The sequence below is a fragment of the Escherichia sp. WS3227_2 genome, from assembly GCF_046486495.1.
Lineage (GTDB): Bacteria > Pseudomonadota > Gammaproteobacteria > Enterobacterales > Enterobacteriaceae > Escherichia > Escherichia coli.
The window spans coordinates 593,711-619,122 of the sequence record NZ_JBJQLG010000001.1; the positions used below are offsets into that span (position 1 = coordinate 593,711).

A 25,412-nucleotide genomic window follows, 5' to 3' on the forward strand; every position below is an offset into this window, starting at 1 on the left:
CTCAAATCAAACCAACAGCGCCAGCCCGCCGACAATCACACCAGACACTGCCACCATCGCCCCCGTCAGCCATAAGGCTTTCGCCGGGAACGCTTTGCGCAGCATAATCAGTGACGGCAAACTCACCGCCGGGAGCGTCATCAACAATGCCAGCGCCGGAGCGGTTCCCATGCCTGCCAGCATCATCGTTTGCACAATCGGAATTTCTGCTGCCGTGGGAATGACAAACAAGCATCCCGCTATCGCCATCGCCACCACCCACATCAGGCTGTTATCGACAGCACCATCGGCATGGGGGAATAACCAGACGCGAGCGGCACCCAACACCAGTACTGCAAGGATGTAAACCGGGATCGTACTCCAGAAAAGCGTCCATAGCGCCCTGCCCCAGCGGCTAAAAAATCCGCCCTGCGCTTCCGGTATGTCAATTTCGACCGGAGCCTGCGTTTGCGGTGTTTCACGCACCCATTTTTGCACCAGCGTCGCAATCAGCAACACCATCGCAAGGCCTGCAACCAGACGAATCGCGGCAAATTGCCAACCGAGGACAAACCCCATAAACACCAGCGTCGCCGGGTTTAACAACGGATTCCCCATCCAGAATGCCAGCGCCCCGCCCATCGATACCTGTTGGCGACGCATTCCCGCCGCGACCGGAGCCGCACAGCAGGTACACATCATGCCCGGCAGCGAAAACAGCGTTCCCAGCAGCGTGCCGCGAAAGCGCGATTGCCCAAGCGTACGCAGCAACCAGTCACGCGGGATCAGCACCTGAATCAACGAACCGAGGATCACCCCCAGCACCGCCGCTTTCCATACCGCGAGGAAATAGATCATCGCGTAATCCAACGCCGCCTGCCACGGATTAGCATCCGCCTGCGCAAGGATAGATTTACCGATACTGTGGGTTTCGGCAGCAGTAAACGCTTTGCCGTAGTAAGGTTGCCATTTCACATACCAGAGACCAGCAATGACAACGAGAAAGAAAAGCGCGGGTTTCCACCACTGAATGGGCGTTGCCGCCTGAGATGAAGACTGACCAGTCATAGCATTCCCCAGGAATAAGTTATGATAATTGAGCGCGTGAATATTACGCTCACTATCAATTCTTGGGAATAATTATTCAGCTCTTTTGCGTAATTCTGAAGAGCTTAAAATCGTCACACCTTCATGCTCAGGCCGCATCGCCTCTGCCAGCATGACCCGCGCCACGTCTCTCGCATCAATGGATTTCCAGTTACCTGGTAACAAACGGAACAGCGGCGCAAAAAGCGTTTCGTTCATCCGCTGTTTGCTACGATCGCCCAGCAACATCGAAGGGCGAGCAATGGTTAATTTCGGCCAGTTCTGGGAGATTAATGCTTCTTCCATCTCCCCCTTGACGCGGTTATAGAAAAACGGCGAGTGTGCATTGGCACCCATAGCACTGACCACCAGCATATGCTGCGCGCCCAGTCGCCGCCCGGTTAATGCGGTATCCACTACCAGCATGTAATCGGCATGAATAAACGCCTCTTTGCTCCCCGCTTCTCGCCGCGTGGTGCCGAGACAACAAAACACAATGTCGATGGGATCGGTGACCTGCGCCAGCGCGTCGGTCAGTTGCGGATCATGGGGATTAAACACCCCGGGCATATCGCCCAACGGACGTCGCGTCGGCGCGGCTATGGCGTTAACTTTCGGTTCGTTAATCAACATCCGCAGCAGGTGACCGCCCACCAGCCCCGTTGCGCCTGTAATCAGTACCTGACTCATCTTCGCTCCTTTACAGAATTGTCTGCCTTGCGCTCCACGGCTCATGCACCAGGCTTAATAGACCATGAGGTAATTATCCCCGATTGTGGGAAATTCGCCTCATCCAATGCAACAACGCGGAGGAAGCATGAGTAAGAAAATTGCCGTTTTAATCACTGATGAATTTGAGGATTCAGAATTTACTTCACCCGCAGACGAGTTCCGTAAAGCCGGACACGAAGTGATTACCATTGAAAAACAAGCGGGTAAAACGGTGAAAGGCAAAAAAGGAGAAGCCAGCGTGACTATCGATCAATCCATCGATGAAGTGACGCCAGCGGAGTTTGATGCCCTGCTGCTACCAGGGGGTCATTCACCGGATTATCTGCGTGGCGACAACCGTTTTGTCACCTTTACCCGTGATTTTGTGAATAGCGGCAAACCTGTTTTCGCCATCTGTCACGGTCCGCAGCTGCTGATCAGCGCCGATGTGATTCGGGGGCGCAAACTGACCGCAGTTAAACCGATCATTATTGATGTTAAAAACGCGGGCGCGGAATTTTACGATCAGGAAGTGGTGGTCGATAAAGATCAGCTGGTTACCAGCCGTACACCGGACGATCTGCCAGCGTTTAACCGCGAGGCATTACGCCTGCTCGGTGCCTGAGTTACGTAGCCAGATCATTTTTTTACCAAAGCCCAGCGTGTTGTCGGTGAATTTGATTTCATCAAGCCGGATTTCCCACACCGGGGCCGACAGCATTCTGGCAACCGGAAAGCGACGGTTGTACGCCTTGCGTGCGAGGTCGCTTTCCTCACCTTCAAGCCTGCGGATCTCGCCTTTAAATTGCACGCCGCGAATTAACGCTACCGTTTTCGGCTGACCGTTTACCGTTCCGGCAACTGCCGCCTGCGGCCCACTCATCTGCGCGTGGCGCGTTTTTTCTTCCGTCAAAATGTAGAAGGCGACTTTCTGCGCATCAAAAAGATAAAAGGCATTAGCGCACCAGAGTTCCCCTTCCTGCTGCACACACCAGGTGACAACATGTTGTTTTGCCAGCCAACGGCTGATGGCGGTGAGTGTTTCCATTGCTGTTCTCTTTTATACTGTGGGCCTGACCTTAACATGCGACGCAGACGATGACACCCTGGTTTCTTTACTTGATCCGTACCGCCGACAATAAGCTTTATACCGGGATCACCACGGATGTCGAACGCCGCTATCAGCAACATCAAAGCGGCAAAGGCGCAAAAGCACTGCGTGGGAAAGGTGAACTGACGCTGGCATTTTCCGCGCCAGTGGGCGACCGTTCACTGGCACTACGGGCGGAATATCGCGTTAAGCAACTGACCAAACGGCAGAAAGAGCGTCTGGTAGCGAAAGGCACAGGGTTTGCAGAACTGTTGAGCAGCCTGCAAACCCCAAAGATTAAAAGCGATTGAAGTGCTCGTGATACTCAACCAGACCGGTTACGCCGTTCAGCGCGTCATCCGCTAAACGATGTACCTGGAAGGCGCTTTCAGTGCCCGGCCAGCGGCAACGCAGATCGTGATGCGCCGCCAGCTCAAAGCCGAAACGACTGTACAGCGCCGGATCGCCCAGCGTCACCACTGCGGCATAGCCGAACTCATTAAGCGAATCGAGTCCTTCATAGACCAGTTGGCGTGCCAGCCCCTGTCCACGGTATTTTTCATCTACCGCCAGCGGTGCCATGCCGACCCATTGCAGGTCTTCGCCCTGCACATCAACCGGACTAAATGCCACATAGCCAATGACCTGACCTTCGTCATCTGTCGCCACCAGCCCCAGCGTCAGAAAGCCATCTTCACGCAGATCGTGAACCAGCTTCGCTTCCGCATCGCTTTCGAATGAACGACGCAGCAGGGCATCAATACCCGGCGCATCAATGGGAATTTCTACTCGAATTAGCATGGTTCACCTACCGATGTCTGTTTGGTTTCAGGCGCGGTTTTCATTCCCGCCTCAACAAAATCCGCCAGTTGCAGCAGCATCATGCGTAAGGCTTTCGGCATTTGCTCCAGTTCAATGGCGTCCATCAGGTTTTTCACATACAGCCCCAGCTCCGTATCGCCTTCAATCACCAGCAGACGCTGGAAGAAGAGCGTATCCGGATCCTGTTTACGCGCCGCAATCATCAGCAGATCGCTGGCGTCGGCACTAAAACTCACATCAGCTTGCGCGTTCTGGCTAACGACCAGTTTGCCATTCACCACCGAGGTAAACCATTGCAGGTCAATATCACGCACATGAATACTTAACCAGCGGCCTTCAAGAAACTCCAGCTCGCCATCATCCAGCGCCTGACGGAATTGCCAGCTTAGGACCTGCTCAAGAACCTGGCGTTTTAGCGCAAATGGCGTCAGTTTTACCGGTACACTCAACAGAGATGGCCCCAAATGCACAATACGGGAACGCAGTTTATCCAACACGAGTTTTACTCCCTGTTTCAACAATCATCCTATTTTGCCATATCAGAAAAATAACATAGCGGTATAAATCAACAATTCCATATGAAATTGCTGCTACCACCAATACAACTTTAACTGCCTTAAATCAAAAATTGTCGCAGCAAGGTTAACTAAAATCCCAGTTCGTTAACATTTTTGCGCTTTGATAGCGCAACCTTCAGGAAAAATTATGGAGCTGCTCTGCCCTGCCGGAAATCTCCCGGCGCTTAAGGCGGCCATCGAAAACGGCGCAGATGCTGTTTATATCGGGCTAAAAGATGATACCAATGCCCGTCACTTCGCCGGCCTTAACTTTACCGAGAAAAAATTGCAGGAAGCGGTGAGTTTTGTCCATCAACATCGCCGCAAACTTCACATCGCGATTAACACTTTTGCGCATCCGGACGGTTACGCCCGTTGGCAGCGTGCCGTGGATATGGCGGCGCAGCTGGGTGCCGACGCGCTGATCCTCGCCGACCTCGCCATGCTGGAGTACGCCGCCGAGCGTTACCCGCATATTGAGCGTCATGTGTCAGTGCAGGCTTCGGCGACCAATGAAGAGGCGATTAACTTTTATCATCGCCATTTTGACGTTGCCCGCGTGGTGCTGCCGCGCGTGTTGTCGATTCATCAGGTGAAACAGCTGGCACGGGTCACACCTGTACCACTGGAAGTCTTTGCTTTTGGCAGCCTGTGCATTATGTCGGAGGGCCGTTGCTATCTGTCGTCGTATCTGACAGGTGAGTCGCCCAACACTGTGGGTGCGTGTTCTCCGGCCCGTTTCGTGCGCTGGCAGCAAACGCCGCAGGGGCTGGAATCTCGCCTGAACGAAGTGCTGATCGACCGTTATCAGGATGGCGAAAACGCAGGTTATCCGACGCTGTGTAAAGGGCGTTATCTGGTGGACGGCGAGCGCTATCACGCGCTGGAAGAACCCACCAGTCTCAATACCCTGGAACTGCTGCCGGAGTTAATGGCAGCGAATATTGCTTCGGTGAAAATTGAAGGCCGCCAGCGTAGCCCGGCGTATGTCAGCCAGGTGGCGAAAGTCTGGCGTCAGGCTATCGACCGTTGTAAGGCCGATCCGCAAAACTTCATACCGCAAAGCGCGTGGATGGAGACGCTCGGGTCGATGTCCGAAGGCACGCAGACCACCCTTGGCGCGTATCACCGTAAATGGCAGTGAGAAAAGCAATGAAATATTCCTTAGGGCCAGTGCTGTGGTACTGGCCAAAAGAGACGCTGGAAGAATTTTATCAGCAGGCCGCCGCCAGCAGCGCCGACGTGATTTATCTTGGTGAAGCGGTATGCAGCAAGCGCCGGGCAACCAAAGTTGGCGACTGGCTGGAGATGGCAAAATCACTCGCCGGAAGTGGTAAGCAGATTGTGCTCTCCACGCTGGCGCTGGTGCAGGCATCCTCTGAACTGGGCGAACTGAAACGCTATGTTGAGAACGGTGAGTTTCTGATTGAAGCCAGCGATCTCGGCGTGGTGAATATGTGCGCTGAACGCAAACTGCCGTTCGTCGCCGGGCACGCGCTGAACTGCTACAACGCGGTGACACTGAAAATATTGCTCAAACAGGGCATGATGCGCTGGTGTATGCCGGTGGAGCTTTCCCGCGACTGGCTGGTGAATCTGCTTAATCAGTGCGATGAGCTGGGCATTCGCAACCAGTTTGAAGTGGAAGTCCTGAGCTACGGTCATCTGCCGCTGGCCTACTCCGCCCGCTGCTTTACCGCGCGTTCGGAAGACCGCCCGAAAGATGAGTGTGAAACCTGCTGCATTAAGTATCCGAACGGGCGCAACGTGCTATCGCAGGAAAACCAACAAGTGTTTGTACTCAATGGCATTCAGACCATGAGCGGCTACGTTTACAACCTCGGTAACGAGCTGGCATCCATGCAGGGGCTGGTCGATGTGGTCCGCCTGTCACCGCAGGGTACTGACACTTTCGCGATACTCGACGCCTTCCGCGCCAATGAAAATGGCGCTGCACCACTGCCGTTGACGGCAAACAGCGATTGTAACGGCTACTGGCGGCGGCTGGCCGGGCTGGAGCTGCAAGCGTAAGTATATAGCTCACTTTGTTAACAACTTTAACTACTCTTTAATGCAGTATTAAAGATTAATCGGTAACAAAGTGAGCTGTTATGACTGATAAAACCATTGCGTTTTCGCTACTCGATCTGGCCCCTATTCCCGAAGGTTCTTCAGCGCGAGAAGCGTTCTCCCACTCTCTCGACCTCGCCCGTCTGGCTGAAAAGCGCGGCTATCATCGCTACTGGCTGGCGGAACACCACAATATGACCGGCATTGCCAGTGCTGCAACATCAGTTTTGATTGGCTATCTGGCGGCGAATACCACTACGCTGCATCTGGGGTCTGGCGGCGTGATGTTGCCTAACCACTCACCGTTGGTCATTGCCGAACAGTTCGGCACGCTTAATACGCTCTATCCGGGGCGAATCGATTTGGGGCTGGGTCGTGCTCCGGGTAGTGACCAGCGAACCATGATGGCTCTACGTCGTCATATGAGCGGCGATATTGATAATTTCCCCCGCGATGTCGCGGAGCTGGTGGACTGGTTTGACGCCCGCGATCCCAATCCGCATGTGCGCCCGGTACCAGGCTATGGCGAGAAAATCCCCGTGTGGTTGTTAGGCTCCAGCCTTTACAGCGCGCAACTGGCGGCGCAGCTTGGTCTGCCGTTTGCGTTTGCCTCACACTTCGCGCCGGATATGTTGTTCCAGGCGCTGCATCTTTATCGCAGCAACTTCAAACCGTCGGCACGGCTGGAAAAACCGTATGCGATGGTGTGCATCAATATTATCGCCGCCGACAGCAACCGCGACGCTGAATTTCTGTTTACCTCAATGCAGCAAGCCTTTGTGAAACTACGCCGTGGCGAAACCGGACAACTACCGCCACCGATTCAAAATATGGATCAGTTCTGGTCACCGTCTGAGCAGTATGGCGTGCAGCAGGCGCTGAGTATGTCGTTGGTAGGTGATAAAGCGAAAGTGCGTCATGGCTTGCAGTCGATCCTGCGCGAAACCGACGCCGATGAGATTATGGTTAACGGGCAGATTTTCGATCACCAGGCACGCCTGCATTCGTTTGAACTGGCGATGGATGTGAAGGAAGAGTTGTTGGGATAGTATGTCTTAACGCGGGAAGCCTTATCCGAGCTGGCAACGCTGTCCTACGTAGACCTGATAAGCGAAGCGCATCAGGCATTGTGTAGGCAGCAGAAATGTCGGATAAGGCACCGCTGATTACTGATACACCGGCAGCAAATTAAAGCTCGATAAAATATGCACCAGTGCGTTGCCGACGCCAAACACCAGAATCAGCGCAATCATCGGCTTACCGCCCCAGACGCGGAATTTCGGGCTGCCAAAGCGTTTACGCGATGCGCGGGCCAACAGCGCCGGTACAATTGCCGCCCAGATGGTAGCTGCTAAGCCAGCATAGCCAATGGCGTACAGGAATCCATTCGGGAACAGCAGACCACCCACAACAGGCGGTGCAAAGGTCAACAATGCTGTTTTCAAGCGGCCCATAGCCGAGTCATCGAAACCAAACAGATCTGCCAGATAGTCAAACAAACCCAGCGTTACGCCAAGGAACGAACTTGCTACCGCAAAGTTTGAGAACACGACCAGCAGCAGATCCAGGCTACGGCTGTTCAGCACGCCGCTTAATGCCTGTACCAGCACATCAATGTTACCGCCCTTCTCGGCGATGCCGATAAACTCCGGACGAGGGATGTTGCCCATCGTCGCCAGCAACCAGATGGTATACAGCGCCAGCGCCATCAGCGTACCGTACACCAGGCATTTCACGATGGTTTTCGGATCTTTGCCGTAATACTTCATCAGGCTCGGCACGTTACCGTGATAACCAAACGATGCCAGACAGAATGGCAGTGTCATCAGCAGATACGGCGCATAAGACGCATTGCTTTCGGCGACGTTGAACAATGTCGCAGGCTGTACATGCCCCAGCAGGCTGCCGAAGGTGAGGAAGAAAGTAATGACTTTCGCCCCCAGCACAATTGCTGTCATCCGGCTGACAGCTTTCGTACTCAACCACACCACGAACGCTACCAGCAGTGCAAAACCAAATCCAGCTGCCCGTGCAGGGACGTTTAGCGACATCTCCGCGAAGGTGTGATGCAGAATCGAACCGCTGGCAGAAATATAGGCGTAAGTCAGGATATAGAGCACAAAGGCAATGGAAATGCCGTTGACTACATTCCAGCCTTTGCCCAGCAAATCTTTGGTGATGGTGTCAAAACTAGAACCGATTCGATAATTCAGGTTAGCTTCCAGAATCATCAAGCCGGAATGCAGCATACAGAACCAGGTAAAGATCAGCGCCGCCATTGACCAGAAGAACCACGCCCCGGACATGACCACAGGCAGAGAAAACATCCCTGCGCCAATAATGGTGCCGCCGATAATCACCACGCCGCCAAGCAGCGACGGTGACGTTTGGGTGGTGGTTAGTGTTGCCATGAGGGCTTCTCTCCAGTGAAAAATAGTGCGACTGCGTTGTTATGTATTGCACTGTACCAGTACACGAGTACAAAAGACAGAAAAAAAGCCCCGATGGTAAAAATCGGGGCTGTATATATTATTTTACAGATTGTGTTCGCTGTTTAGCGATGATTACGCATCACCACCGAAACGACGACGACCGGTAGAGTCATCACGACGCGGTGCGCGGCCTTCACGACGTTCGCCGCTAAAACGACGACCATCACCACGACCACCTTCACGGCGTTCACCGCTGAAGTTACGACCACCTTCACGACGTTCGCCACCGAAACCACGACCACCGCCACGACGCTCACCGCCAGTATGCGGCTGTGCATCGCCCAGTAACTGCATGTTCATCGGCTTGTTGAGAATGCGAGTACGCGTAAAGTGTTGCAGCACTTCACCCGGCATACCTTTCGGCAGTTCGATGGTGGAGTGAGAAGCAAACAGCTTGATGTTACCGATGTAACGGCTGCTGATGTCACCTTCGTTAGCAATCGCGCCAACGATATGACGAACTTCAACACCATCATCGCGGCCCACTTCAATGCGGTACAGCTGCATATCGCCAACATCACGACGTTCACGACGCGGACGATCTTCACGGTCACCACGCGGGCCACGGTCGTTACGATCGCGCGGACCACGGTCATCACGGTCACGGAATTCACGTTTCGGACGCATCGGCGCATCTGGCGGAACAATCAGAGTACGTTCACCCTGTGCCATTTTCAGCAGTGCGGCGGCCAGAGTTTCGAGATCCAGCTCTTCACCTTCTGCAGTCGGCTGAATTTTGCTCAGCAGTGCGCGGTATTGATCCAGATCGCTGCTTTCCAGCTGCTGCTGTACTTTAGCGGCGAATTTTTCCAGACGGCGTTTGCCCAGCAGTTCTGCGTTCGGCAGTTCTACTTCCGGAATAGTTAGCTTCATAGTACGTTCAATGTTGCGCAGCAGACGACGCTCGCGGTTCTCAACGAACAGCAGTGCGCGGCCAGCACGACCCGCACGACCGGTACGACCGATACGGTGAACGTAAGACTCAGAATCCATCGGGATATCGTAGTTAACCACCAGGCTGATACGCTCAACGTCCAGGCCACGGGCTGCAACGTCGGTCGCAATCAGGATGTCCAGACGACCATCTTTCAGGCGTTCCAGTGTCTGTTCACGCAGCGCCTGGTTCATGTCACCGTTCAGCGCGGCGCTGTTGTAGCCGTTACGCTCAAGAGCTTCAGCCACTTCCAGAGTCGCATTTTTGGTACGAACGAAGATAATCGCCGCATCAAAATCTTCCGCTTCCAGGAAACGTACCAGTGCTTCGTTTTTACGCATACCCCAGACAGTCCAGTAGCTCTGGCTGATGTCAGGACGGGTAGTCACGCTGGACTGAATGCGCACTTCCTGCGGCTCTTTCATAAAGCGGCGGGTAATGCGACGAATCGCTTCCGGCATGGTTGCAGAGAACAGAGCGGTCTGATGACCTTCCGGGATCTGCGCCATAATGGTTTCAACGTCTTCGATGAAGCCCATGCGCAGCATTTCGTCAGCTTCATCCAGAACCAGACCGCTCAGTTTAGAGAGGTCCAGAGTGCCACGTTTCAGGTGGTCCAGCAGACGGCCCGGAGTACCGACAACGATCTGCGGCCCCTGACGCAGGGCGCGTAATTGCACGTCATAACGCTGGCCGCCGTACAGGGCAACCACGTTTACGCCGCGCATGTGTTTAGAGAAATCCGTCATTGCTTCAGCAACCTGTACCGCCAGTTCGCGGGTCGGTGCCAGCACCAGAATCTGTGGTGCTTTCAGCTCAGGATCAAGATTTTGCAGCAGAGGTAAAGAGAATGCTGCAGTTTTTCCGCTCCCCGTCTGGGCCATACCCAGAACGTCGCGGCCATTCAGCAGATGTGGAATACACTCTGCCTGAATTGGAGATGGTTTTTCGTAACCCAGATCGTTAAGGGCTTCAAGGATAGGAGCCTTCAGGCCCAGATCTGCAAAAGTGGTTTCGAATTCAGCCATGTAGTACGTGTGCCTCAAAATTAATGGCGGCCAGTCTACATAACTCATCATGAAATTGATCAGCAATTTTCATTGAAAAGTGTGAACCGGCTCAAAGTAGGTGTATTAACGAACAACAACGCCCTCACCCGTTAAGGTGATGGCAATCAAAAAAGATTACGGGCTGATGTGTACGTCAGCTATTGCTGGTCCGATTCTGCCAGGTCATCTTGGTCCTGGCCCAGGAGCGATAATTCCAACAATGCGTATCGGTGCTCAACAAAGTTATGAACGTTGTTGGCAACCGCCAGTTTGAACAGTGCCGTGGCGCTGTCCAAATCCCCCAGACTTAGGTAGTACTTACCTAAATAGAAGTTGGTTTCACTGAGATGCTCAGCGAGCGAGGTGTTATCCGTTGCGTCCGCCTTGAGCCTTTCCATTAACGTTTGTTCGCTAATGTTGCCCAGGTAGAACTCGACAATGTTCCATCCCCACTGTTCCTTATCCGATTTTTCGAAGTGCTGTTTCAACACTTCTTTAGCCTGCTTCTCATCGAGCTTCTGCTCGGCGAGATAAAGCCACAGACTACGGAAAGGATCATTGGGATCGTCTTGATAAAACGCCAGCAGATCATCTTGCGCTAACTTGTCACGACCGCCGTAATATAATGCGATCCCGCGATTCAAGTGCGCGTAGTTGTAAGTTGGATCAAGCTCAAGTACAGAATCAAACGCTTCATAGGCAGCATCAAAATTGCCTGCCTGCGTTAAATATATACCTAAGTAATTGAATACTTCAGGCATATCCGGTCGGATTGCCAGCGCTTGCGAAAAATCGTTACGCGCTAATGCCCTCAGACCGAGACTATCATACAACACTCCGCGCTCATATAAAAGCTGTGCGCGTTCGTCATCGGTTAAAGCCCGACTGGCAAGGATTTGTTCCATACGTGCCAGAATCACTTCCTGCTGTAAAGTCGGTTGCAATGGTACCGCGAGGACTTCACTTTTACGCCAGGAAGTATTACTGCATCCTGCAAGCGTAAGTGCTGTCGCAACGAAACACCAGCGCAAAAAAGGCTTCATTTCCCACTCCCGAAGACCACGGTTGAATGAACGTCCTGTTCCCGGTTGCTAACAAGGCGTCCTGCCCGGTTAAAAGCCCCCCGCCGCAGCGGAGGGCAAATGGCAACCTTACTCGCCCTGTTCAGCAGCCGGAGCTTCCGGTGCTGCAGCAGGTTGAGACTGCTCAGTCGCTTCTTTAATGCTCAGACGGATACGGCCCTGGCGATCAACTTCCAGAACTTTCACCGGTACTTCCTGACCCATCTGCAGGTAATCGGTCACTTTCTCTACGCGTTTGTCAGCGATCTGAGAGATGTGTACCAGACCTTCTTTACCGCCGCCGATGGCAACAAATGCGCCAAAGTCAACGATACGGGTCACTTTACCATTGTAGACGCGGCCCACTTCGATTTCTGCAGTGATCTCTTCGATACGACGAATAGCATGTTTCGCTTTCTCGCCGTCGGTCGCTGCGATCTTCACAGTACCGTCATCTTCGATTTCGATGGTGGTGCCAGTTTCTTCGGTCAGAGCACGGATAACAGAACCGCCTTTACCGATAACGTCTTTGATCTTGTCCGGGTTGATCTTGATGGTATGGATACGCGGAGCGAACTCAGAGATATCGCCGCGCGGCGCGTTGATCGCCTGTTCCATTACGCCCAGGATATGCAGACGCGCACCTTTAGCCTGGTTCAGCGCAACCTGCATGATCTCTTTGGTGATACCTTCAATTTTGATATCCATCTGCAATGCAGAGATACCGTCGCGGGAACCCGCAACTTTGAAGTCCATATCGCCCAGGTGATCTTCGTCGCCCAAAATGTCAGACAGTACAACGTAGTTGTCGCCTTCTTTCACCAGACCCATTGCGATACCCGCAACAGCAGCTTTGATTGGCACACCTGCGTCCATCAGCGCCAGAGACGCGCCGCACACGGAAGCCATAGAAGAGGAACCGTTGGATTCAGTGATTTCAGACACAACACGTACGGTGTACGGGAATTTGTCCATATCCGGCATGACTGCCAGCACACCGCGCTTCGCCAGACGACCGTGACCAATTTCACGACGCTTCGGAGAACCGACCATGCCGGTTTCGCCTACTGAGTACGGAGGGAAGTTGTAGTGGAACAGGAAGGTGTCAGTACGTTCGCCCATTAGTTCATCAAGAACTTGCGCGTCACGTGCAGTACCCAGCGTTGCGGTAACCAGCGCCTGAGTTTCACCACGGGTGAACAGCGCAGAACCGTGAGTACGCGGCAGCACGCCAGTACGCACATCCAGACCACGAATCATATCTTTTTCACGACCGTCGATACGCGGTTCGCCTGCCAGTACGCGGCTACGAACAACGTTTTTCTCGATAGCGTGCAGAATTTCACCCAGTTCGTTTTCGTCCAGGGTTTCATCTTCAGCAAGCAGCGTCGCGATGGTTTCAGATTTGATGACATCAACCTGCGCATAACGCTCTTGTTTGTCGGTGATGCGGTAAGCATCGCTCAGACGAGCTTCAGCCAGTGCAGCAACGCGCGCGTTCAGCGCTTCGTTTACCGGCTCCGGCTGCCAATCCCAACGCGGTTTACCGGCTTCTTTCACCAGTTCATTGATGTTCTGAATAACAACCTGCTGTTGTTCATGACCGAACACTACTGCGCCCAGCATCTGGTCTTCGCTCAGCAGTTCAGCTTCAGATTCAACCATCAGTACAGCGGCTTCAGTACCCGCAACAACCAGATCCAGTTTGCTCTCTTTCAGTTCGTCCTGAGTCGGGTTCAGTACGTACTGGTCATTGATGTAACCTACGCGGGCAGCACCAATCGGACCATTGAACGGAATACCAGACAGAGACAGTGCTGCGGAAGCACCAATCATCGCGACGATATCCGGGTTAACCTGCGGGTTAACAGAAACCACGGTGGCGATAACCTGAACTTCGTTGACGAAGCCTTCCGGGAACAGCGGGCGAATCGGGCGGTCAATCAGACGCGCGATCAGGGTTTCGCCTTCGCTTGGGCGGCCTTCACGACGGAAGAAGCTACCCGGGATACGACCAGCAGCGTAGGTACGCTCCTGATAGTTAACGGTCAGTGGGAAGAAGTCCTGACCTGGTTTGGCTTTTTTCTGGCCAACAACGGTAACGAATACCGCGGTGTCATCCATGCTAACCATAACAGCGGCAGTAGCCTGACGAGCCATCATGCCGGTTTCCAGAGTCACGGTGTGTTGGCCGTACTGGAATTTACGAACGATCGGATTAAGCAATGTAATATCCTTTCTCTTTCTTAGACAGTACCTTACGGCACTGGTGTTAATACCCGATCTTCTGCGCATCCTCGCGACTAATGACAACCCTAACCCAGCCCAATGTGGGTAAAGCCTCTCATTAGCCGCGCGAACCTCTGCAACGGAAGATCATTCATAGCAACAATACATTAGTTTCCAGTGAATTGCTGCCGTCAGCTTGAAAAAAGGGGCCACTCAGGCCCCCTTTTCTGAAACTCGCAAGAATTAGCGACGCAGACCCAGGCGCTCGATGAGCTGGGTGTAACGTGCTACGTCTTTACGTTTCAGGTAGTCGAGCAGTTTACGACGCTGAGAAACCATGCGCAGCAGACCACGACGGCTGTGGTGATCTTTTTTGTGCTCTGCAAAGTGGCCCTGCAGGTGGTTGATCTGTGCAGTCAGCAGTGCTACCTGAACTTCGGTAGAACCGGTGTCGTTTGCGTCACGACCAAACTCAGAAACGATTTTAGCTGTTGCTTCAGTACTTAGAGACATTTTAAAACTCCAAAGTATATAGAATGAAAGGACGCCGATCTCTAATTCAGCGATCCCAGTGTACGTTACGCAAAGTGTTAAACAATTTACGCGACGTTAAGCGGCAGTATTCTACTCGTAGCGACCTGTTATCGCAAGACGGTTAACATTACGCCGGGTATTCAACCACCAGGCGACGAGGCGCGACGCGGCCTTCATCGTCAATTTCGCCCATACCGATAAACTTGCCGTTCTCACCTTCAGTAACGCGAACCAGTCCTTCCAGCGGCGCACCGGATGTACGAACCGGGTTACCATTTTTGAAGTAAACAGAAGACGTTAACGGAAGATTCACCACCGGGTAGTCCGAAGCTGGACTGTCCATTGGCATCAGTAATGGATCAAGTAACTCCGCGGCTGGAATATCCTGCTGTTCGGCTTGTTCAACCAGTTCACGCAGATGTTCCAGGGTCACCATCCGTTCAACCGGATATTTACTTACCGCCAGACGACGCAGGTAAATAACATGCGCGCCACAACCGAGTTTTTCACCCAGGTCATCAATGATGGTGCGGATATAAGTGCCTTTTGAGCAGTGAATTTCCAGCTCCAGCTCATTGCCTTCGTGGCGAATAAACAGCAATTCATAAACGGTAATCGGGCGCGCTTCACGCGGAACTTCAATGCCCTGACGCGCATATTCGTACAGTTTTTTGCCCTGGTATTTCAGTGCTGAATACATCGATGGGATCTGTTCGATATCGCCACGGAAAGTATCCAGTGCCGCCGCCAGTTGCTCTGCGCTAAAGGTTACCGGACGTTCTTCAACGATTTGTCCATCGGCGTCAGACGTATCGGTACGCTGTCCAAGACGCGCAATCACCCGATAGCGTTTGTCGGAGTCCAGCAGATACTGGGAAAACTTCGTCGCTTCCCCGAGGCAAATTGGCAACATGCCAGTTGCCAGCGGGTCCAGCGCACCGGTATGCCCAGCACGGTTGGCGTTATAAATCCGTTTCACTTTTTGCAGCGCATCGTTGCTGGACATACCCTGCGGTTTATCCAGCAACAACACGCCGTTAATGTCGCGACCGCGACGACGAGGACGACTCATTAGTCCTCCTTGCTGTCGTCCGGGTTAACACGACGTTCTTCGTCATGTTTGACCACGCTGGTCACCAGGTTTGACATGCGCATCCCTTCAACCAGCGAGTTGTCGTAGAAGAAGGTCAGTTCCGGCACGATACGCAAGCGCATCGCTTTCCCCAGCAGGCTGCGGATGAAACCAGAAGCTTCCTGCAGCGCTTTGATGCCCGCTTTAACCGCGTCTTCATCTTTGTCGTTGAGGAACGTTACATATACTTTGGCATACGCCAGGTCGCGAGACATTTCGACACCGGAAACGGTGGTCATCATGCCCAGACGAGGATCTTTAATTTCACGCTGCAGGATGAGAGCGATCTCTTTTTGCATTTCCTGCGCTACGCGCTGCGGGCGACCAAATTCTTTCGCCATAATAAATTCTCCTGACAAAAAAGGGGCCATAGCCCCTTTTAAAATTAATCTCAGGTGGAAAGGGCTGTGTAGGCCTGATAAGACGCGCGAGCGTCGCATCAGGCAACGGCTGCCGGATGCGGCGTAAAAGCCTTATCCGGCCTACAACCCAGACAACCTTAAGCGATGGTACGTTGGATTTCGATGATCTCGAATACTTCGATCACATCGCCAGTGCGGACATCGTTGTAGTTCTTAACGCCGATACCACATTCCATACCATTACGGACTTCGTTAACGTCATCTTTGAAGCGGCGCAGGGACTCCAGCTCGCCTTCGTAGATAACCACGTTGTCGCGCAGAACGCGGATCGGGTTGTGACGTTTAACCACACCTTCGGTAACCATACAACCTGCGATGGCACCAAATTTCGGTGATTTGAATACGTCACGAACTTCCGCCAGACCGATAATCTGTTGTTTCAGTTCCGGAGACAGCATACCGCTCATTGCCGCTTTCACTTCGTCGATCAGGTTATAGATGACGGAGTAGTAACGCAGATCCAGGCTTTCCGCTTCAATTACTTTACGTGCAGAGGCATCAGCACGTACGTTGAAGCCAACCAGGATGGCGTTGGACGCCGCAGCCAGGGTAGCGTCGGTTTCGGTGATACCACCTACGCCAGAACCGATGATCTTCACTTTAACTTCGTCAGTAGACAGTTTCAGCAAGGAGTCGGAGATAGCTTCCACAGAACCCTGTACGTCTGCCTTCAGGACGATATTCACTTCGTGAACTTCGCCTTCGGTCATGTTGGCGAACATGTTCTCGAGTTTAGATTTCTGCTGACGCGCCAGTTTAACTTCGCGGAATTTACCCTGACGATAGAGTGCAACTTCACGCGCTTTCTTCTCGTCACGTACAACGGTAACTTCATCACCCGCAGCCGGAACGCCGGACAGGCCGAGGATTTCCACCGGAATGGACGGACCCGCTTCCAGCACTTCCTGACCCAGTTCGTTGCGCATCGCACGAACACGACCGTATTCGAAGCCACACAGAACGATATCGCCCTTGTGCAGAGTACCTTCACGTACCAGAACGGTAGCAACCGGACCACGACCTTTATCGAGGAAGGATTCGATAACCGCACCGCTCGCCATACCTTTACGTACCGCTTTCAGTTCCAGAACTTCCGCCTGCAGCAGGATAGCGTCCAGCAGTTCATCGATACCAGTACCCGCTTTCGCAGACACATGTACGAACTGGCTTTCACCGCCCCACTCTTCCGGCAGGATGCCGTACTGGGAGAGTTCGTTCTTAACGCGATCCGGATCGGCTTCTGGTTTATCGATCTTGTTCACTGCAACCACCACCGGAACCTGCGCCGCTTTCGCGTGCTGGATTGCTTCGATGGTCTGCGGCATTACGCCGTCGTCGGCAGCAACAACCAGGACTACGATGTCCGTTGCCTGCGCACCACGAGCACGCATTGAAGTAAACGCGGCGTGCCCCGGGGTGTCCAGGAAGGTGATCATGCCGTTTTCAGTTTCAACGTGGTATGCACCAATGTGCTGGGTAATGCCGCCCGCTTCGCCAGAGGCCACTTTCGTTGAACGAATGTAGTCCAGTAGAGAGGTTTTACCGTGGTCAACGTGACCCATGATGGTCACAACCGGCGCGCGCGGTTCAGCCGCTGCACCCGTGTCACGGTCGCTCATTACCGCTTCTTCCAGCTCGTTTTCACGACGCAGGATAACTTTGTGGCCCATCTCTTCAGCAACCAGCTGTGCGGTTTCCTGATCGATAACCTGGTTGATGGTTGCCATTGCGCCCAGTTTCATCATCGCTTTGATGACCTGAGAGCCTTTAACCGCCATCTTGTTCGCCAGTTCGCCAACGGTGATAGTTTCGCCGATCACAACGTCACGGTTAACGGCCTGAGCAGGCTTCTGGAAGCCTTGCTGCAGCGAAGAACCTTTACGTTTTCCGCCTTTACCGCCACGTACTGCTGCGCGTGCTTCTTCACGATCAGCTTTTGATTCAGCGTGTTTGTTGCCTTTCTTCGGACGCGCAGCTTTCGCGTTACGACCACGGCCACGGCCGCCTTCGACTTCACGATCGCTTTCGTCTTCTGCCTGGCGAGCATGTTGAGAAGTAGTGACGTGATAATCGCTGGAATCTTCAGTCGGTTCCGCGTTATCAGTCCATTTGTTTTCTTCCGCCATACGACGTGCTTCTTCAGCAACGCGACGTGCTTCTTCTTCGAGTTTACGACGCGCTTCTTCTTCGGCTTTACGCTTGAGCTCTGCAGCTTCCTGCTCACGGCGGGCTTTTTCAGCCTGGGCGTTTTTAGTCATATCGTCTTGTTGATTGCTCACTTTGTCTTTTTCCGCAGCTTCACGTTTCGCTTGTTCAGCAGCTTCACGCTTAGCTTGTTCTGCGGCCTCACGTTCAGCTTTTTGTTGCGCCTCACGTTTGGCCGATTCTTCTGCCTCACGACGGGCTTGCTCTTCCGCTTCACGCTGCGCTTGCTCTTCCGCAGCAAGGCGTTCAGCCTCTTGCGGATCGCGTTTCACAAAGGTGCGTTTCTTGCGGACTTCGATTTGTACCGATTTGCTTTTTCCACCGGTACCAGGAATGTTAAGGGTGCTGCGTGTTTTACGTTGCAGCGTCAATTTGTCCGGGCCTGAATTTTTCTGATTCAGGTGGTCAATCAAAGTCTGTTTCTCTTGTGCGGACACAGAGTCGTCAGCAGACTTCCGGATACCTGCATCAGCAAATTGCTGTACCAGGCGTTCCACGGAGGTCTGTCGCTCTGCGGCCAGCGTTTTAATCGTTACATCTGTCATGCTGTTCCTTCCTGCTACAGTTTATTACGCTTCGTCACCGAACCAGCAAATATTACGGGCAGCCATAATCAGTGCTCCGGCTTTTTCGTCGGTCAACCCTTCGATATCAGCCAGATCATCAATGCCCTGTTCGGCGAGATCTTCCAGCGTACAAACGCCACGGGCGGCCAGTTTGAATGCCAAATCACGATCTATCCCTTCAAGGTTCAGCAGATCGTCAGCCGGTTTGTTATCACCGAGGCTTTCTTCCTGGGCCTGTGCAATGGTGGCCAGTGCATTTTTAGCACGCTCGCGCAGTGCTTCAACGGTCGGCTCATCAAGGCCTTCGATTTCCAACAGCTCTTTCATCGGCACATAGGCCAGTTCTTCCAGCGTCGAGAAGCCTTCTTCTACCAGAACAGTCGCAAAGTCTTCGTCGATGTCGAGATATTTGGTGAAGGTGTCGATCGCTGCGTGCGCTTCCGCCTGATGCTTAGCCTGCAGGTCGTCAACGGTCATCACGTTGAGTTCCCAACCGCTCAGCTGCGAAGCCAGACGCACGTTCTGACCGTTACGGCCAATCGCCTGCGCCAGGTTACCGGCTTCAACGGCGATATCCATGGTGTGTTTATCTTCATCCACCACGATAGAAGCAACGTCTGCCGGTGCCATTGCGTTAATCACGAACTGCGCCGGGTTATCATCCCACAGGACGATATCGATACGCTCGCCGCCCAGTTCAGTAGAAACCGCCTGAACACGCGCGCCACGCATACCTACGCAAGCACCTACCGGATCGATACGTTTATCGTTGGTTTTCACCGCGATTTTCGCACGAGAACCCGGATCGCGAGCCGCTGCTTTAATTTCAATCACTTCTTCGCCGATTTCCGGCACTTCAATACGGAACAGTTCGATCAGCATTTCCGGCTTGGAACGAGTGACGAACAGTTGCGCACCACGCGCTTCCGGGCGAACGGAATAGAGCACGCCACGAACACGGTCGCCAGGGCGGAAGTTTTCACGCGGCAGCATATCTTCGCGCAGGATCACGGCTTCAGCGTTGTTGCCCAGATCCAGAGAGATGTTGTCGCGGTTTACTTTTTTCACCACGCCGGTGATGATTTCACCTTCGTGTTCACGGAACTGATCAACCACCATAGCACGTTCGGCTTCACGCACTTTCTGCACGATAACCTGTTTTGCCGTCTGGGTGGTGATACGGTCAAAGGTAACAGACTCAATCTGATCTTCAACGTAATCGCCCAGGTTCAGGCTTTCATCTTCATAACGTGCGGCTTCAAGGGTGATTTCCTTGGTCGGCTGGGTGACTTCATCAACAACTAACCAGCGACGGAAGGTGTCAAAATCACCGCTTTTGCGATCGATCTGTACGCGGACGTCGATCTCTTGTTCATATTTTTTCTTTGTTGCTGTCGCCAGCGCGCTTTCCAATGCTTCGAAAATCTTCTCGCGAGGTAGCGCCTTTTCATTGGATACGGCTTCAACTACAGCCAAAATTTCTTTGTTCATCGCGGGCTTTTCACCTCATCCAGACTATTAAAAGTGGGGAACCAGGTTCGCCTTCTGGATATTACTCAGCGCGAACACTTCATCTTTACCTTCGACGGTAACTGTGATCATTTCACCGTCTACCGCTTTGATAACGCCCTGCCATTTACGACGGTTTTGTACCGCCATGCGGAGAACCAGAGTCACCTCTTCTCCGACGAAACGGGCGTAGTGTTCAGCCGTGAACAGTGGGCGATCGAGACCCGGTGAGGAGACTTCCAGGTTATAAGCAACGGTGATGGGATCTTCAACATCCAGCACAGCACTTACCTGGTGGCTCACATCAGCACAATCATCAACATTGATGCCATCTTCACTATCAATATAGATGCGCAGTGTGGATGTGCGACCGCGAATAAATTCGATGCCAACCAGTTCAAAACCCAGGGCCTCAACTGGCGCAGTAATCATCTCTGTTAATTTTTGCTCTAATGTGGACAAGCCCACCCCCAAGACATAAAAAAAGGGCCTAAAGCCCAGTTATTCTGTAGTCAGATAACAAAAAACCCCGATAAATCGGGGCTTTATATAACTGAACCCTATAACCGCAACTGCGGTCTGGAGCACTTTCCAGAAGGATTTTTTCAAATCCCACTACGAAGGCCGAAGTCTTCACAGTATATTTGAAAAAGGACTCTAAGGGAAAGTGGTTGCGGGGGCCGGATTTGAACCGACGACCTTCGGGTTATGAGCCCGACGAGCTACCAGGCTGCTCCACCCCGCGCCTGAAACGTGGCAAATTCTACTCGTTTTGGGTAAAAAATGCAAATACTGCTGGGATTTGGTGTACCGAGACGGGACGTAAAATCTGCAAGCATTATAGTGATCCATGCCACATTTTGTCAACGTTTATTGCTAATCACGTGAATGAATATCCAGTTCACTTTCATTTGTTGAATACTTTTGCCTTCTCCTGCTCTCCCTTAAGCGCATTATTTTACAAAAAACACACTAAACTCTTCCTGTCTCCGATAAAAGATGATTAAATGAAAACTCATTTATTTTGCATAAAAATTCAGTGAGAGCGGAATTCCAGGCTCATCATCAGTTAATTAAGCAGGGTGTTATTTTATGACGACGATTCTCAAGCATCTCCCGGTAGGTCAACGTATTGGTATCGCTTTTTCCGGCGGTCTGGACACCAGTGCCGCACTGCTGTGGATGCGACAAAAGGGAGCGGTTCCTTATGCATATACTGCAAATCTGGGCCAGCCAGACGAAGAGGATTATGATGCGATCCCTCGTCGTGCCATGGAATACGGCGCGGAGAACGCACGTCTGATCGACTGCCGCAAACAACTGGTGGCCGAAGGTATTGCCGCTATTCAGTGTGGCGCATTTCATAACACCACTGGCGGCCTGACCTATTTCAACACGACGCCGCTGGGCCGCGCCGTGACTGGCACCATGCTGGTTGCTGCCATGAAAGAAGATGGCGTGAATATCTGGGGTGACGGCAGCACCTATAAAGGAAACGATATCGAACGTTTCTATCGTTACGGTCTGCTGACCAATGCTGAACTGCAGATTTACAAACCGTGGCTTGATACTGACTTTATTGATGAACTGGGCGGTCGTCATGAAATGTCTGAATTTATGATTGCCTGCGGTTTCGACTACAAAATGTCTGTCGAAAAAGCCTACTCCACGGACTCCAACATGCTTGGTGCAACGCATGAAGCAAAGGATCTGGAATACCTCAACTCCAGCGTCAAAATCGTCAACCCGATTATGGGCGTGAAGTTCTGGGATGAGAGCGTGAAGATCCCGGCAGAAGAAGTCACAGTACGCTTTGAGCAAGGTCATCCGGTGGCGCTGAACGGTAAAACCTTTAGCGACGACGTAGAAATGATGCTGGAAGCTAACCGCATCGGCGGTCGTCACGGCCTGGGCATGAGCGACCAGATTGAAAACCGTATCATCGAAGCGAAAAGCCGTGGTATTTACGAGGCTCCGGGGATGGCACTGCTGCACATTGCGTATGAACGTCTGTTGACCGGTATTCACAACGAAGACACCATTGAGCAGTATCATGCGCATGGACGTCAATTGGGCCGTCTGCTGTACCAGGGGCGTTGGTTTGACTCCCAGGCGCTGATGCTGCGTGACTCTCTGCAACGCTGGGTTGCCAGCCAAATCACTGGTGAAGTTACCCTGGAGCTGCGCCGTGGGAACGATTATTCAATCCTGAATACCGTCTCAGAGAACCTGACCTACAAGCCAGAGCGTCTGACGATGGAAAAAGGCGACTCGGTGTTCTCACCAGATGATCGTATTGGTCAATTGACCATGCGTAACCTGGATATCACCGATACCCGCGAGAAACTTTTCGGTTATGCCAAAACTGGCCTGCTCTCCTCCTCTGCCGCTTCGGGCGTGCCGCAGGTGGAGAATCTGGAAAATAAAGGCCAGTAATTCGACATCAACCCTGCCCTTCAGGGGTGGGGTTACCTTGCTTATCCTCAGTAAACTCCTTTCTTAGCATCACAAAATCGAAAACATCATGGTTTGCATCTACAACCCGTGAGTCTCCTTTATAGTGTGCAATCACTTCCTCCAGCGTTTGCGGCTGTTCCGGCTTTGTTACCCCCATCCACGCATTAATAAGGTAATTATTGTACGCAGTGGAAAAGATATCGTTTTCCGTTGTACGATCAACGCCATCCCCAAGAACGGGGCTATACCAGATAAACATCGGGACATGATATGCCTGCTGGCTGGCCTCCCTGCCTCCATGAAAATAGACGTTCTTCTTCGTAGGGTCGCGTTCCAAGCCGTGATCGGCAAAATACATGACCGAGGCGCGGCGATCTTTTAATAATTCAAAAACCTGACCTAGCAAACTATCTGTGTAATGAATGGAGTTGTCATAGCAGGCATCCTGATCGTCCTGCGGTTGAAACACGGCGCTGGATTGCGGATAGGCGCTACAAGCCGGTTCATGGCTTCCATTTAAATGAAGAACAATCAATTTCTTTTGCTGCGTCTTTTGCTGTAACGCTTGCGATAAATGCGGCAACAACAATTCATCAAATCCTCTGACATAGACTGTTTCCATGGCGCGCATGGCGATACTGGTAACTGCTGTACCATTCTGCCGAAAAGCGGATTGCGAGCTTAGCCAGAAAGTCTGAAATCCTGCTTGATTAGCCATATTAATAATGTTGTCGGGGTAATTATGAATGTCATGACTCAAAACGGAATCAGCAGTTAAAGAAAGGGGAACCGACAGCGCAGTGTAAGGTGCACCGCTTATTGCTTGATTAAACAGTTTGATCTGTTTTCTTTGTGCTTCGACTTGCGGTGTCGTAGAGCGTGTATATCCATACAAAGACATATTGTCGACGCGTACAGACTCCCCCACAATCAACACGTAGGTATCAATACCTGTATCCCTGACTGATAATTGAAAATACGGCACCGTGTTTGCAATTGAGAGTAATCTTTGATGCTCTTTCGCTGCTAAAGCAAAATAATTGAGATTGAAAAACGGTGTATAGGTAGCAAATCGCGACGCTAGTATATATGGACTGAACGCTTTTTTATTTTTTGCATCTTTATAAGCAAATTGACAAGCGGAAAATAAACTGCCCGAAATGACAATCAGCAATAATATTCCTGTCACTTTTTTCGTCGGCAAGGAAACATCATATTTTATTATTACTGCCAAAAAAAGAAGGGATAAAAAGGCAAAAGCACATAGATAAGGGATATACATCCCCAGCATTTTGACAACTTCATCCGGATCACTCTGCAGCACACTAATCGCAAATCCATCATTGAAAGTTGTACCAAAGGTACACCATGAATAGAGGCTAATACTCATGTCTGCCGCTGTCAGTAACACAAATGGTGCGGCAACAAGCAGGCGAAGCGGAAGGGATGATATACGTTTAACAACCAGGATGGTCAGAACGAAGAACAGCAATCGCTGAACCATATGCGCTCCGGAAGAGGCGACTAAGTTCGTAATACCAAAAACAATAACACAAAGATACAACAACCAATGAGATTTAAAACTTCTAACAAATTTGTTGAATACTGTCATCCAGAAATCCAAGTTCACAACCAATATAAACAATTATCAACAATGTTCAATTTTATATCAGACATGTTTTTCAACTCTGATCCATATCAGACCGAAACACTGTTAGTTTTTTCTTTTTAAATGATGCGGCCATTGTTCTCAGTAATTAAATAACATTATCAATGCGTCTCTAAACATTACGCAGAACGTAGCCATCAGTAGTTATACTGACAGGAGCAGGATGGTTTATCGAGAAGTAAACATATCCGTATTCGTACCGGAACTGGAGTTGACACAATAAAGTGCCAATTATGTCAGCAGAAGGGAAAAGTTTATAACTAAGGCGTACCGATACCATCGTTTCAAAGTACCAGCTACGAGTAAAGCAACTGGACGAGATACAGATACCTGACAACCATTCCTCAGACCAGGACCAAAACGAAAAAAGACGCTTTTCAGCGTCTCTTTTCTGGAATTTGGTACCGAGGACGGGACTTGAACCCGTAAGCCCTATTGGGCACTACCACCTCAAGGTAGCGTGTCTACCAATTCCACCACCTCGGCACGGATACTACTTTTTAGTTCGGGATATCGCTGGTCGGCTTAGCCGGAGCAGCTGGCTGAGTTTGTTCGGTTTTCGCCGGCGCACTCAGGTTTTCCCATTCGCTACCTTTATTGGTTTTATTGCTATTGATGTTACCCAGCACCAGACTGATGATGAAGAATAACGTTGCCAGCAGCGCCGTCATGCGGGTCATGAAGTTACCAGAACCACTTGAACCAAACAGCGTAGCGGAAGCGCCTGCTCCGAAGGAGGCTCCCATATCAGCGCCTTTACCTTGCTGCAGCATGATCAGACCAACAAGGCCAATTGCCACAATAAGGAAAACTACTAAAAGAGCTTCGTACATAATCA

Annotated in this window: 24 protein-coding genes and 2 tRNA genes; 6 read left to right on the forward strand and 20 right to left on the reverse strand. The window is 51.8% G+C overall.

Annotation, left to right across the window (positions count from 1 at the left end):
- Positions 1 to 6: 6 nt before the first annotated feature.
- Both ACJHXB_RS02880 and ACJHXB_RS02885 read right to left on the reverse strand, forming a co-directional pair.
- Positions 7 to 1,047, reverse strand: coding sequence for a permease (locus tag ACJHXB_RS02880; RefSeq protein WP_000147609.1), 1,041 nt, complete (start codon positions 1,045 to 1,047; stop codon positions 7 to 9).
- Positions 1,048 to 1,119: 72 nt separating this feature from the next.
- Positions 1,120 to 1,755 carry an NAD(P)H-binding protein gene (locus ACJHXB_RS02885; RefSeq protein WP_001469256.1) on the reverse strand — a complete coding sequence of 212 codons (636 nt, stop codon included), beginning with the start codon at positions 1,753 to 1,755 and terminating at the stop codon, positions 1,120 to 1,122.
- 127 nt (positions 1,756 to 1,882) lie between these two features.
- On the opposite strand from ACJHXB_RS02885, the gene yhbO reads away from it, so the two are divergent.
- Positions 1,883 to 2,401, forward strand: coding sequence for a protein/nucleic acid deglycase (gene yhbO / locus ACJHXB_RS02890; RefSeq protein ID WP_000037615.1), 519 nt, complete (start codon positions 1,883 to 1,885; stop codon positions 2,399 to 2,401).
- Here the strand turns inward: yhbO and ACJHXB_RS02895 are convergent.
- Positions 2,381 to 2,824, reverse strand: coding sequence for a YhbP family protein (locus ACJHXB_RS02895; protein ID WP_000449453.1), 444 nt, complete (start codon positions 2,822 to 2,824; stop codon positions 2,381 to 2,383). The two genes, yhbO and ACJHXB_RS02895, sit on opposite strands and share 21 nt — an antisense overlap.
- Positions 2,825 to 2,874: 50 nt before the next feature.
- On the opposite strand from ACJHXB_RS02895, the gene yhbQ reads away from it, so the two are divergent.
- Complete coding sequence (gene yhbQ / locus ACJHXB_RS02900) at positions 2,875 to 3,177, forward strand: DNA damage response exodeoxyribonuclease YhbQ (protein WP_001469257.1); 303 nt, start codon at positions 2,875 to 2,877, stop codon at positions 3,175 to 3,177.
- On the opposite strand, the gene ACJHXB_RS02905 is transcribed toward yhbQ, so the two are convergent.
- Complete coding sequence (locus ACJHXB_RS02905) at positions 3,164 to 3,667, reverse strand: GNAT family N-acetyltransferase (RefSeq protein ID WP_000908554.1); 504 nt, start codon at positions 3,665 to 3,667, stop codon at positions 3,164 to 3,166. The two genes, yhbQ and ACJHXB_RS02905, sit on opposite strands and share 14 nt — an antisense overlap.
- A complete protein-coding gene (locus tag ACJHXB_RS02910; protein WP_001469258.1) occupies positions 3,661 to 4,185 on the reverse strand; it encodes an SCP2 domain-containing protein in 525 nt (174 codons plus the stop codon). The genes ACJHXB_RS02905 and ACJHXB_RS02910 overlap by 7 nt, the downstream gene beginning before the upstream one ends.
- A gap of 208 nt (positions 4,186 to 4,393) precedes the next feature.
- On the opposite strand from ACJHXB_RS02910, the gene ACJHXB_RS02915 reads away from it, so the two are divergent.
- The 3 genes from ACJHXB_RS02915 to ACJHXB_RS02925 all read left to right on the forward strand — a co-directional run bounded on the left by ACJHXB_RS02915 (position 4,394) and on the right by ACJHXB_RS02925 (position 7,364).
- On the forward strand, positions 4,394 to 5,389 hold the full coding sequence (locus ACJHXB_RS02915; RefSeq protein WP_001298771.1) for a peptidase U32 family protein: 996 nt from the start codon (positions 4,394 to 4,396) through the stop codon (positions 5,387 to 5,389).
- Between the two features lie 8 nt (positions 5,390 to 5,397).
- On the forward strand, positions 5,398 to 6,276 hold the full coding sequence (locus tag ACJHXB_RS02920) for a U32 family peptidase (protein ID WP_001318059.1): 879 nt from the start codon (positions 5,398 to 5,400) through the stop codon (positions 6,274 to 6,276).
- Between the two features lie 80 nt (positions 6,277 to 6,356).
- On the forward strand, positions 6,357 to 7,364 hold the full coding sequence (locus ACJHXB_RS02925; protein ID WP_000130380.1) for a luciferase-like monooxygenase: 1,008 nt from the start codon (positions 6,357 to 6,359) through the stop codon (positions 7,362 to 7,364).
- Positions 7,365 to 7,481: 117 nt separating this feature from the next.
- Here the strand turns inward: ACJHXB_RS02925 and mtr are convergent, their stop codons facing one another.
- The 12 genes from mtr to ACJHXB_RS02985 all read right to left on the reverse strand — a co-directional run bounded on the left by mtr (position 7,482) and on the right by ACJHXB_RS02985 (position 21,193).
- Complete coding sequence (gene mtr, locus ACJHXB_RS02930; RefSeq protein WP_000224345.1) at positions 7,482 to 8,726, reverse strand: tryptophan permease; 1,245 nt, start codon at positions 8,724 to 8,726, stop codon at positions 7,482 to 7,484.
- Positions 8,727 to 8,879: 153 nt separating this feature from the next.
- Positions 8,880 to 10,769 (reverse strand): ATP-dependent RNA helicase DeaD, encoded by a 1,890-nt coding sequence (gene deaD / locus ACJHXB_RS02935; RefSeq protein WP_001295553.1) that lies wholly within the window; start codon positions 10,767 to 10,769, stop codon positions 8,880 to 8,882.
- Positions 10,762 to 10,842 carry a protein YrbN gene (gene yrbN, locus ACJHXB_RS02940; RefSeq protein WP_010723222.1) on the reverse strand — a complete coding sequence of 27 codons (81 nt, stop codon included), beginning with the start codon at positions 10,840 to 10,842 and terminating at the stop codon, positions 10,762 to 10,764. Before yrbN ends, deaD begins: the two co-directional genes overlap by 8 nt.
- Positions 10,843 to 10,948: 106 nt before the next feature.
- Positions 10,949 to 11,833 (reverse strand): lipoprotein NlpI, encoded by an 885-nt coding sequence (gene nlpI, locus ACJHXB_RS02945; protein WP_000802080.1) that lies wholly within the window; start codon positions 11,831 to 11,833, stop codon positions 10,949 to 10,951.
- A gap of 108 nt (positions 11,834 to 11,941) precedes the next feature.
- Positions 11,942 to 14,077 carry a polyribonucleotide nucleotidyltransferase gene (gene pnp / locus ACJHXB_RS02950; RefSeq protein ID WP_001298330.1) on the reverse strand — a complete coding sequence of 712 codons (2,136 nt, stop codon included), beginning with the start codon at positions 14,075 to 14,077 and terminating at the stop codon, positions 11,942 to 11,944.
- Positions 14,078 to 14,323: 246 nt separating this feature from the next.
- On the reverse strand, positions 14,324 to 14,593 hold the full coding sequence (gene rpsO / locus ACJHXB_RS02955) for a 30S ribosomal protein S15 (RefSeq protein ID WP_000059466.1): 270 nt from the start codon (positions 14,591 to 14,593) through the stop codon (positions 14,324 to 14,326).
- 148 nt (positions 14,594 to 14,741) lie between these two features.
- A complete protein-coding gene (truB, locus tag ACJHXB_RS02960; protein WP_000089698.1) occupies positions 14,742 to 15,686 on the reverse strand; it encodes a tRNA pseudouridine(55) synthase TruB in 945 nt (314 codons plus the stop codon).
- A complete protein-coding gene (rbfA, locus tag ACJHXB_RS02965) occupies positions 15,686 to 16,087 on the reverse strand; it encodes a 30S ribosome-binding factor RbfA (protein ID WP_001040205.1) in 402 nt (133 codons plus the stop codon). The genes truB and rbfA overlap by 1 nt, the downstream gene beginning before the upstream one ends.
- Before the next feature lie 158 nt (positions 16,088 to 16,245).
- Positions 16,246 to 18,918, reverse strand: coding sequence for a translation initiation factor IF-2 (infB, locus tag ACJHXB_RS02970; protein ID WP_000133044.1), 2,673 nt, complete (start codon positions 18,916 to 18,918; stop codon positions 16,246 to 16,248).
- A gap of 24 nt (positions 18,919 to 18,942) precedes the next feature.
- Positions 18,943 to 20,430, reverse strand: coding sequence for a transcription termination factor NusA (nusA, locus tag ACJHXB_RS02975; protein WP_001031055.1), 1,488 nt, complete (start codon positions 20,428 to 20,430; stop codon positions 18,943 to 18,945).
- A gap of 27 nt (positions 20,431 to 20,457) precedes the next feature.
- Positions 20,458 to 20,910, reverse strand: a complete 453-nt coding sequence (gene rimP, locus ACJHXB_RS02980) for a ribosome maturation factor RimP (RefSeq protein ID WP_001300397.1) — start codon at positions 20,908 to 20,910, stop codon at positions 20,458 to 20,460.
- A gap of 206 nt (positions 20,911 to 21,116) precedes the next feature.
- A tRNA-Met gene (locus tag ACJHXB_RS02985) sits at positions 21,117 to 21,193 on the reverse strand.
- 347 nt (positions 21,194 to 21,540) lie between these two features.
- On the opposite strand from ACJHXB_RS02985, the gene argG reads away from it, so the two are divergent.
- The gene (gene argG / locus ACJHXB_RS02990; protein ID WP_000207680.1) at positions 21,541 to 22,884 is read left to right on the forward strand and encodes an argininosuccinate synthase; all 1,344 of its coding nucleotides are present in this window, start codon (positions 21,541 to 21,543) and stop codon (positions 22,882 to 22,884) included.
- Positions 22,885 to 22,891: 7 nt separating this feature from the next.
- Here the strand turns inward: argG and ACJHXB_RS02995 are convergent, their stop codons facing one another.
- The 3 genes from ACJHXB_RS02995 to secG form a co-directional block, all read right to left on the reverse strand.
- The gene (locus ACJHXB_RS02995) at positions 22,892 to 24,517 is read right to left on the reverse strand and encodes a phosphoethanolamine transferase (protein WP_001469259.1); all 1,626 of its coding nucleotides are present in this window, start codon (positions 24,515 to 24,517) and stop codon (positions 22,892 to 22,894) included.
- Between the two features lie 456 nt (positions 24,518 to 24,973).
- A tRNA-Leu gene (locus tag ACJHXB_RS03000) sits at positions 24,974 to 25,060 on the reverse strand.
- 14 nt (positions 25,061 to 25,074) lie between these two features.
- Positions 25,075 to 25,407: a preprotein translocase subunit SecG gene (gene secG, locus ACJHXB_RS03005; RefSeq protein WP_001295556.1), complete on the reverse strand. Its 333-nt coding sequence runs from the start codon at positions 25,405 to 25,407 to the stop codon at positions 25,075 to 25,077.
- Positions 25,408 to 25,412 lie beyond the last annotated feature (5 nt).

Coding starts and splice junctions, on each gene's coding strand:
- ACJHXB_RS02885 (WP_001469256.1), bottom strand. CDS start 1,755: ATGAGTCAGGTACTGATTACAGGCGCAACGGGGCTGGTGGGCGGTCAC.
- truB (WP_000089698.1), bottom strand. CDS start 15,686: ATGAGTCGTCCTCGTCGTCGCGGTCGCGACATTAACGGCGTGTTGTTG.
- yrbN (WP_010723222.1), bottom strand. CDS start 10,842: ATGAAAATTGCTGATCAATTTCATGATGAGTTATGTAGACTGGCCGCC.
- secG (WP_001295556.1), bottom strand. CDS start 25,407: ATGTACGAAGCTCTTTTAGTAGTTTTCCTTATTGTGGCAATTGGCCTT.
- ACJHXB_RS02905 (WP_000908554.1), bottom strand. CDS start 3,667: ATGCTAATTCGAGTAGAAATTCCCATTGATGCGCCGGGTATTGATGCC.
- argG (WP_000207680.1), top strand. CDS start 21,541: ATGACGACGATTCTCAAGCATCTCCCGGTAGGTCAACGTATTGGTATC.
- rbfA (WP_001040205.1), bottom strand. CDS start 16,087: ATGGCGAAAGAATTTGGTCGCCCGCAGCGCGTAGCGCAGGAAATGCAA.
- ACJHXB_RS02895 (WP_000449453.1), bottom strand. CDS start 2,824: ATGGAAACACTCACCGCCATCAGCCGTTGGCTGGCAAAACAACATGTT.
- ACJHXB_RS02995 (WP_001469259.1), bottom strand. CDS start 24,517: ATGACAGTATTCAACAAATTTGTTAGAAGTTTTAAATCTCATTGGTTG.
- rpsO (WP_000059466.1), bottom strand. CDS start 14,593: ATGTCTCTAAGTACTGAAGCAACAGCTAAAATCGTTTCTGAGTTTGGT.
- ACJHXB_RS02915 (WP_001298771.1), top strand. CDS start 4,394: ATGGAGCTGCTCTGCCCTGCCGGAAATCTCCCGGCGCTTAAGGCGGCC.
- ACJHXB_RS02920 (WP_001318059.1), top strand. CDS start 5,398: ATGAAATATTCCTTAGGGCCAGTGCTGTGGTACTGGCCAAAAGAGACG.
- mtr (WP_000224345.1), bottom strand. CDS start 8,726: ATGGCAACACTAACCACCACCCAAACGTCACCGTCGCTGCTTGGCGGC.
- ACJHXB_RS02880 (WP_000147609.1), bottom strand. CDS start 1,047: ATGACTGGTCAGTCTTCATCTCAGGCGGCAACGCCCATTCAGTGGTGG.
- deaD (WP_001295553.1), bottom strand. CDS start 10,769: ATGGCTGAATTCGAAACCACTTTTGCAGATCTGGGCCTGAAGGCTCCT.
- nusA (WP_001031055.1), bottom strand. CDS start 20,430: ATGAACAAAGAAATTTTGGCTGTAGTTGAAGCCGTATCCAATGAAAAG.
- ACJHXB_RS02925 (WP_000130380.1), top strand. CDS start 6,357: ATGACTGATAAAACCATTGCGTTTTCGCTACTCGATCTGGCCCCTATT.
- nlpI (WP_000802080.1), bottom strand. CDS start 11,833: ATGAAGCCTTTTTTGCGCTGGTGTTTCGTTGCGACAGCACTTACGCTT.
- yhbQ (WP_001469257.1), top strand. CDS start 2,875: ATGACACCCTGGTTTCTTTACTTGATCCGTACCGCCGACAATAAGCTT.
- infB (WP_000133044.1), bottom strand. CDS start 18,918: ATGACAGATGTAACGATTAAAACGCTGGCCGCAGAGCGACAGACCTCC.
- yhbO (WP_000037615.1), top strand. CDS start 1,883: ATGAGTAAGAAAATTGCCGTTTTAATCACTGATGAATTTGAGGATTCA.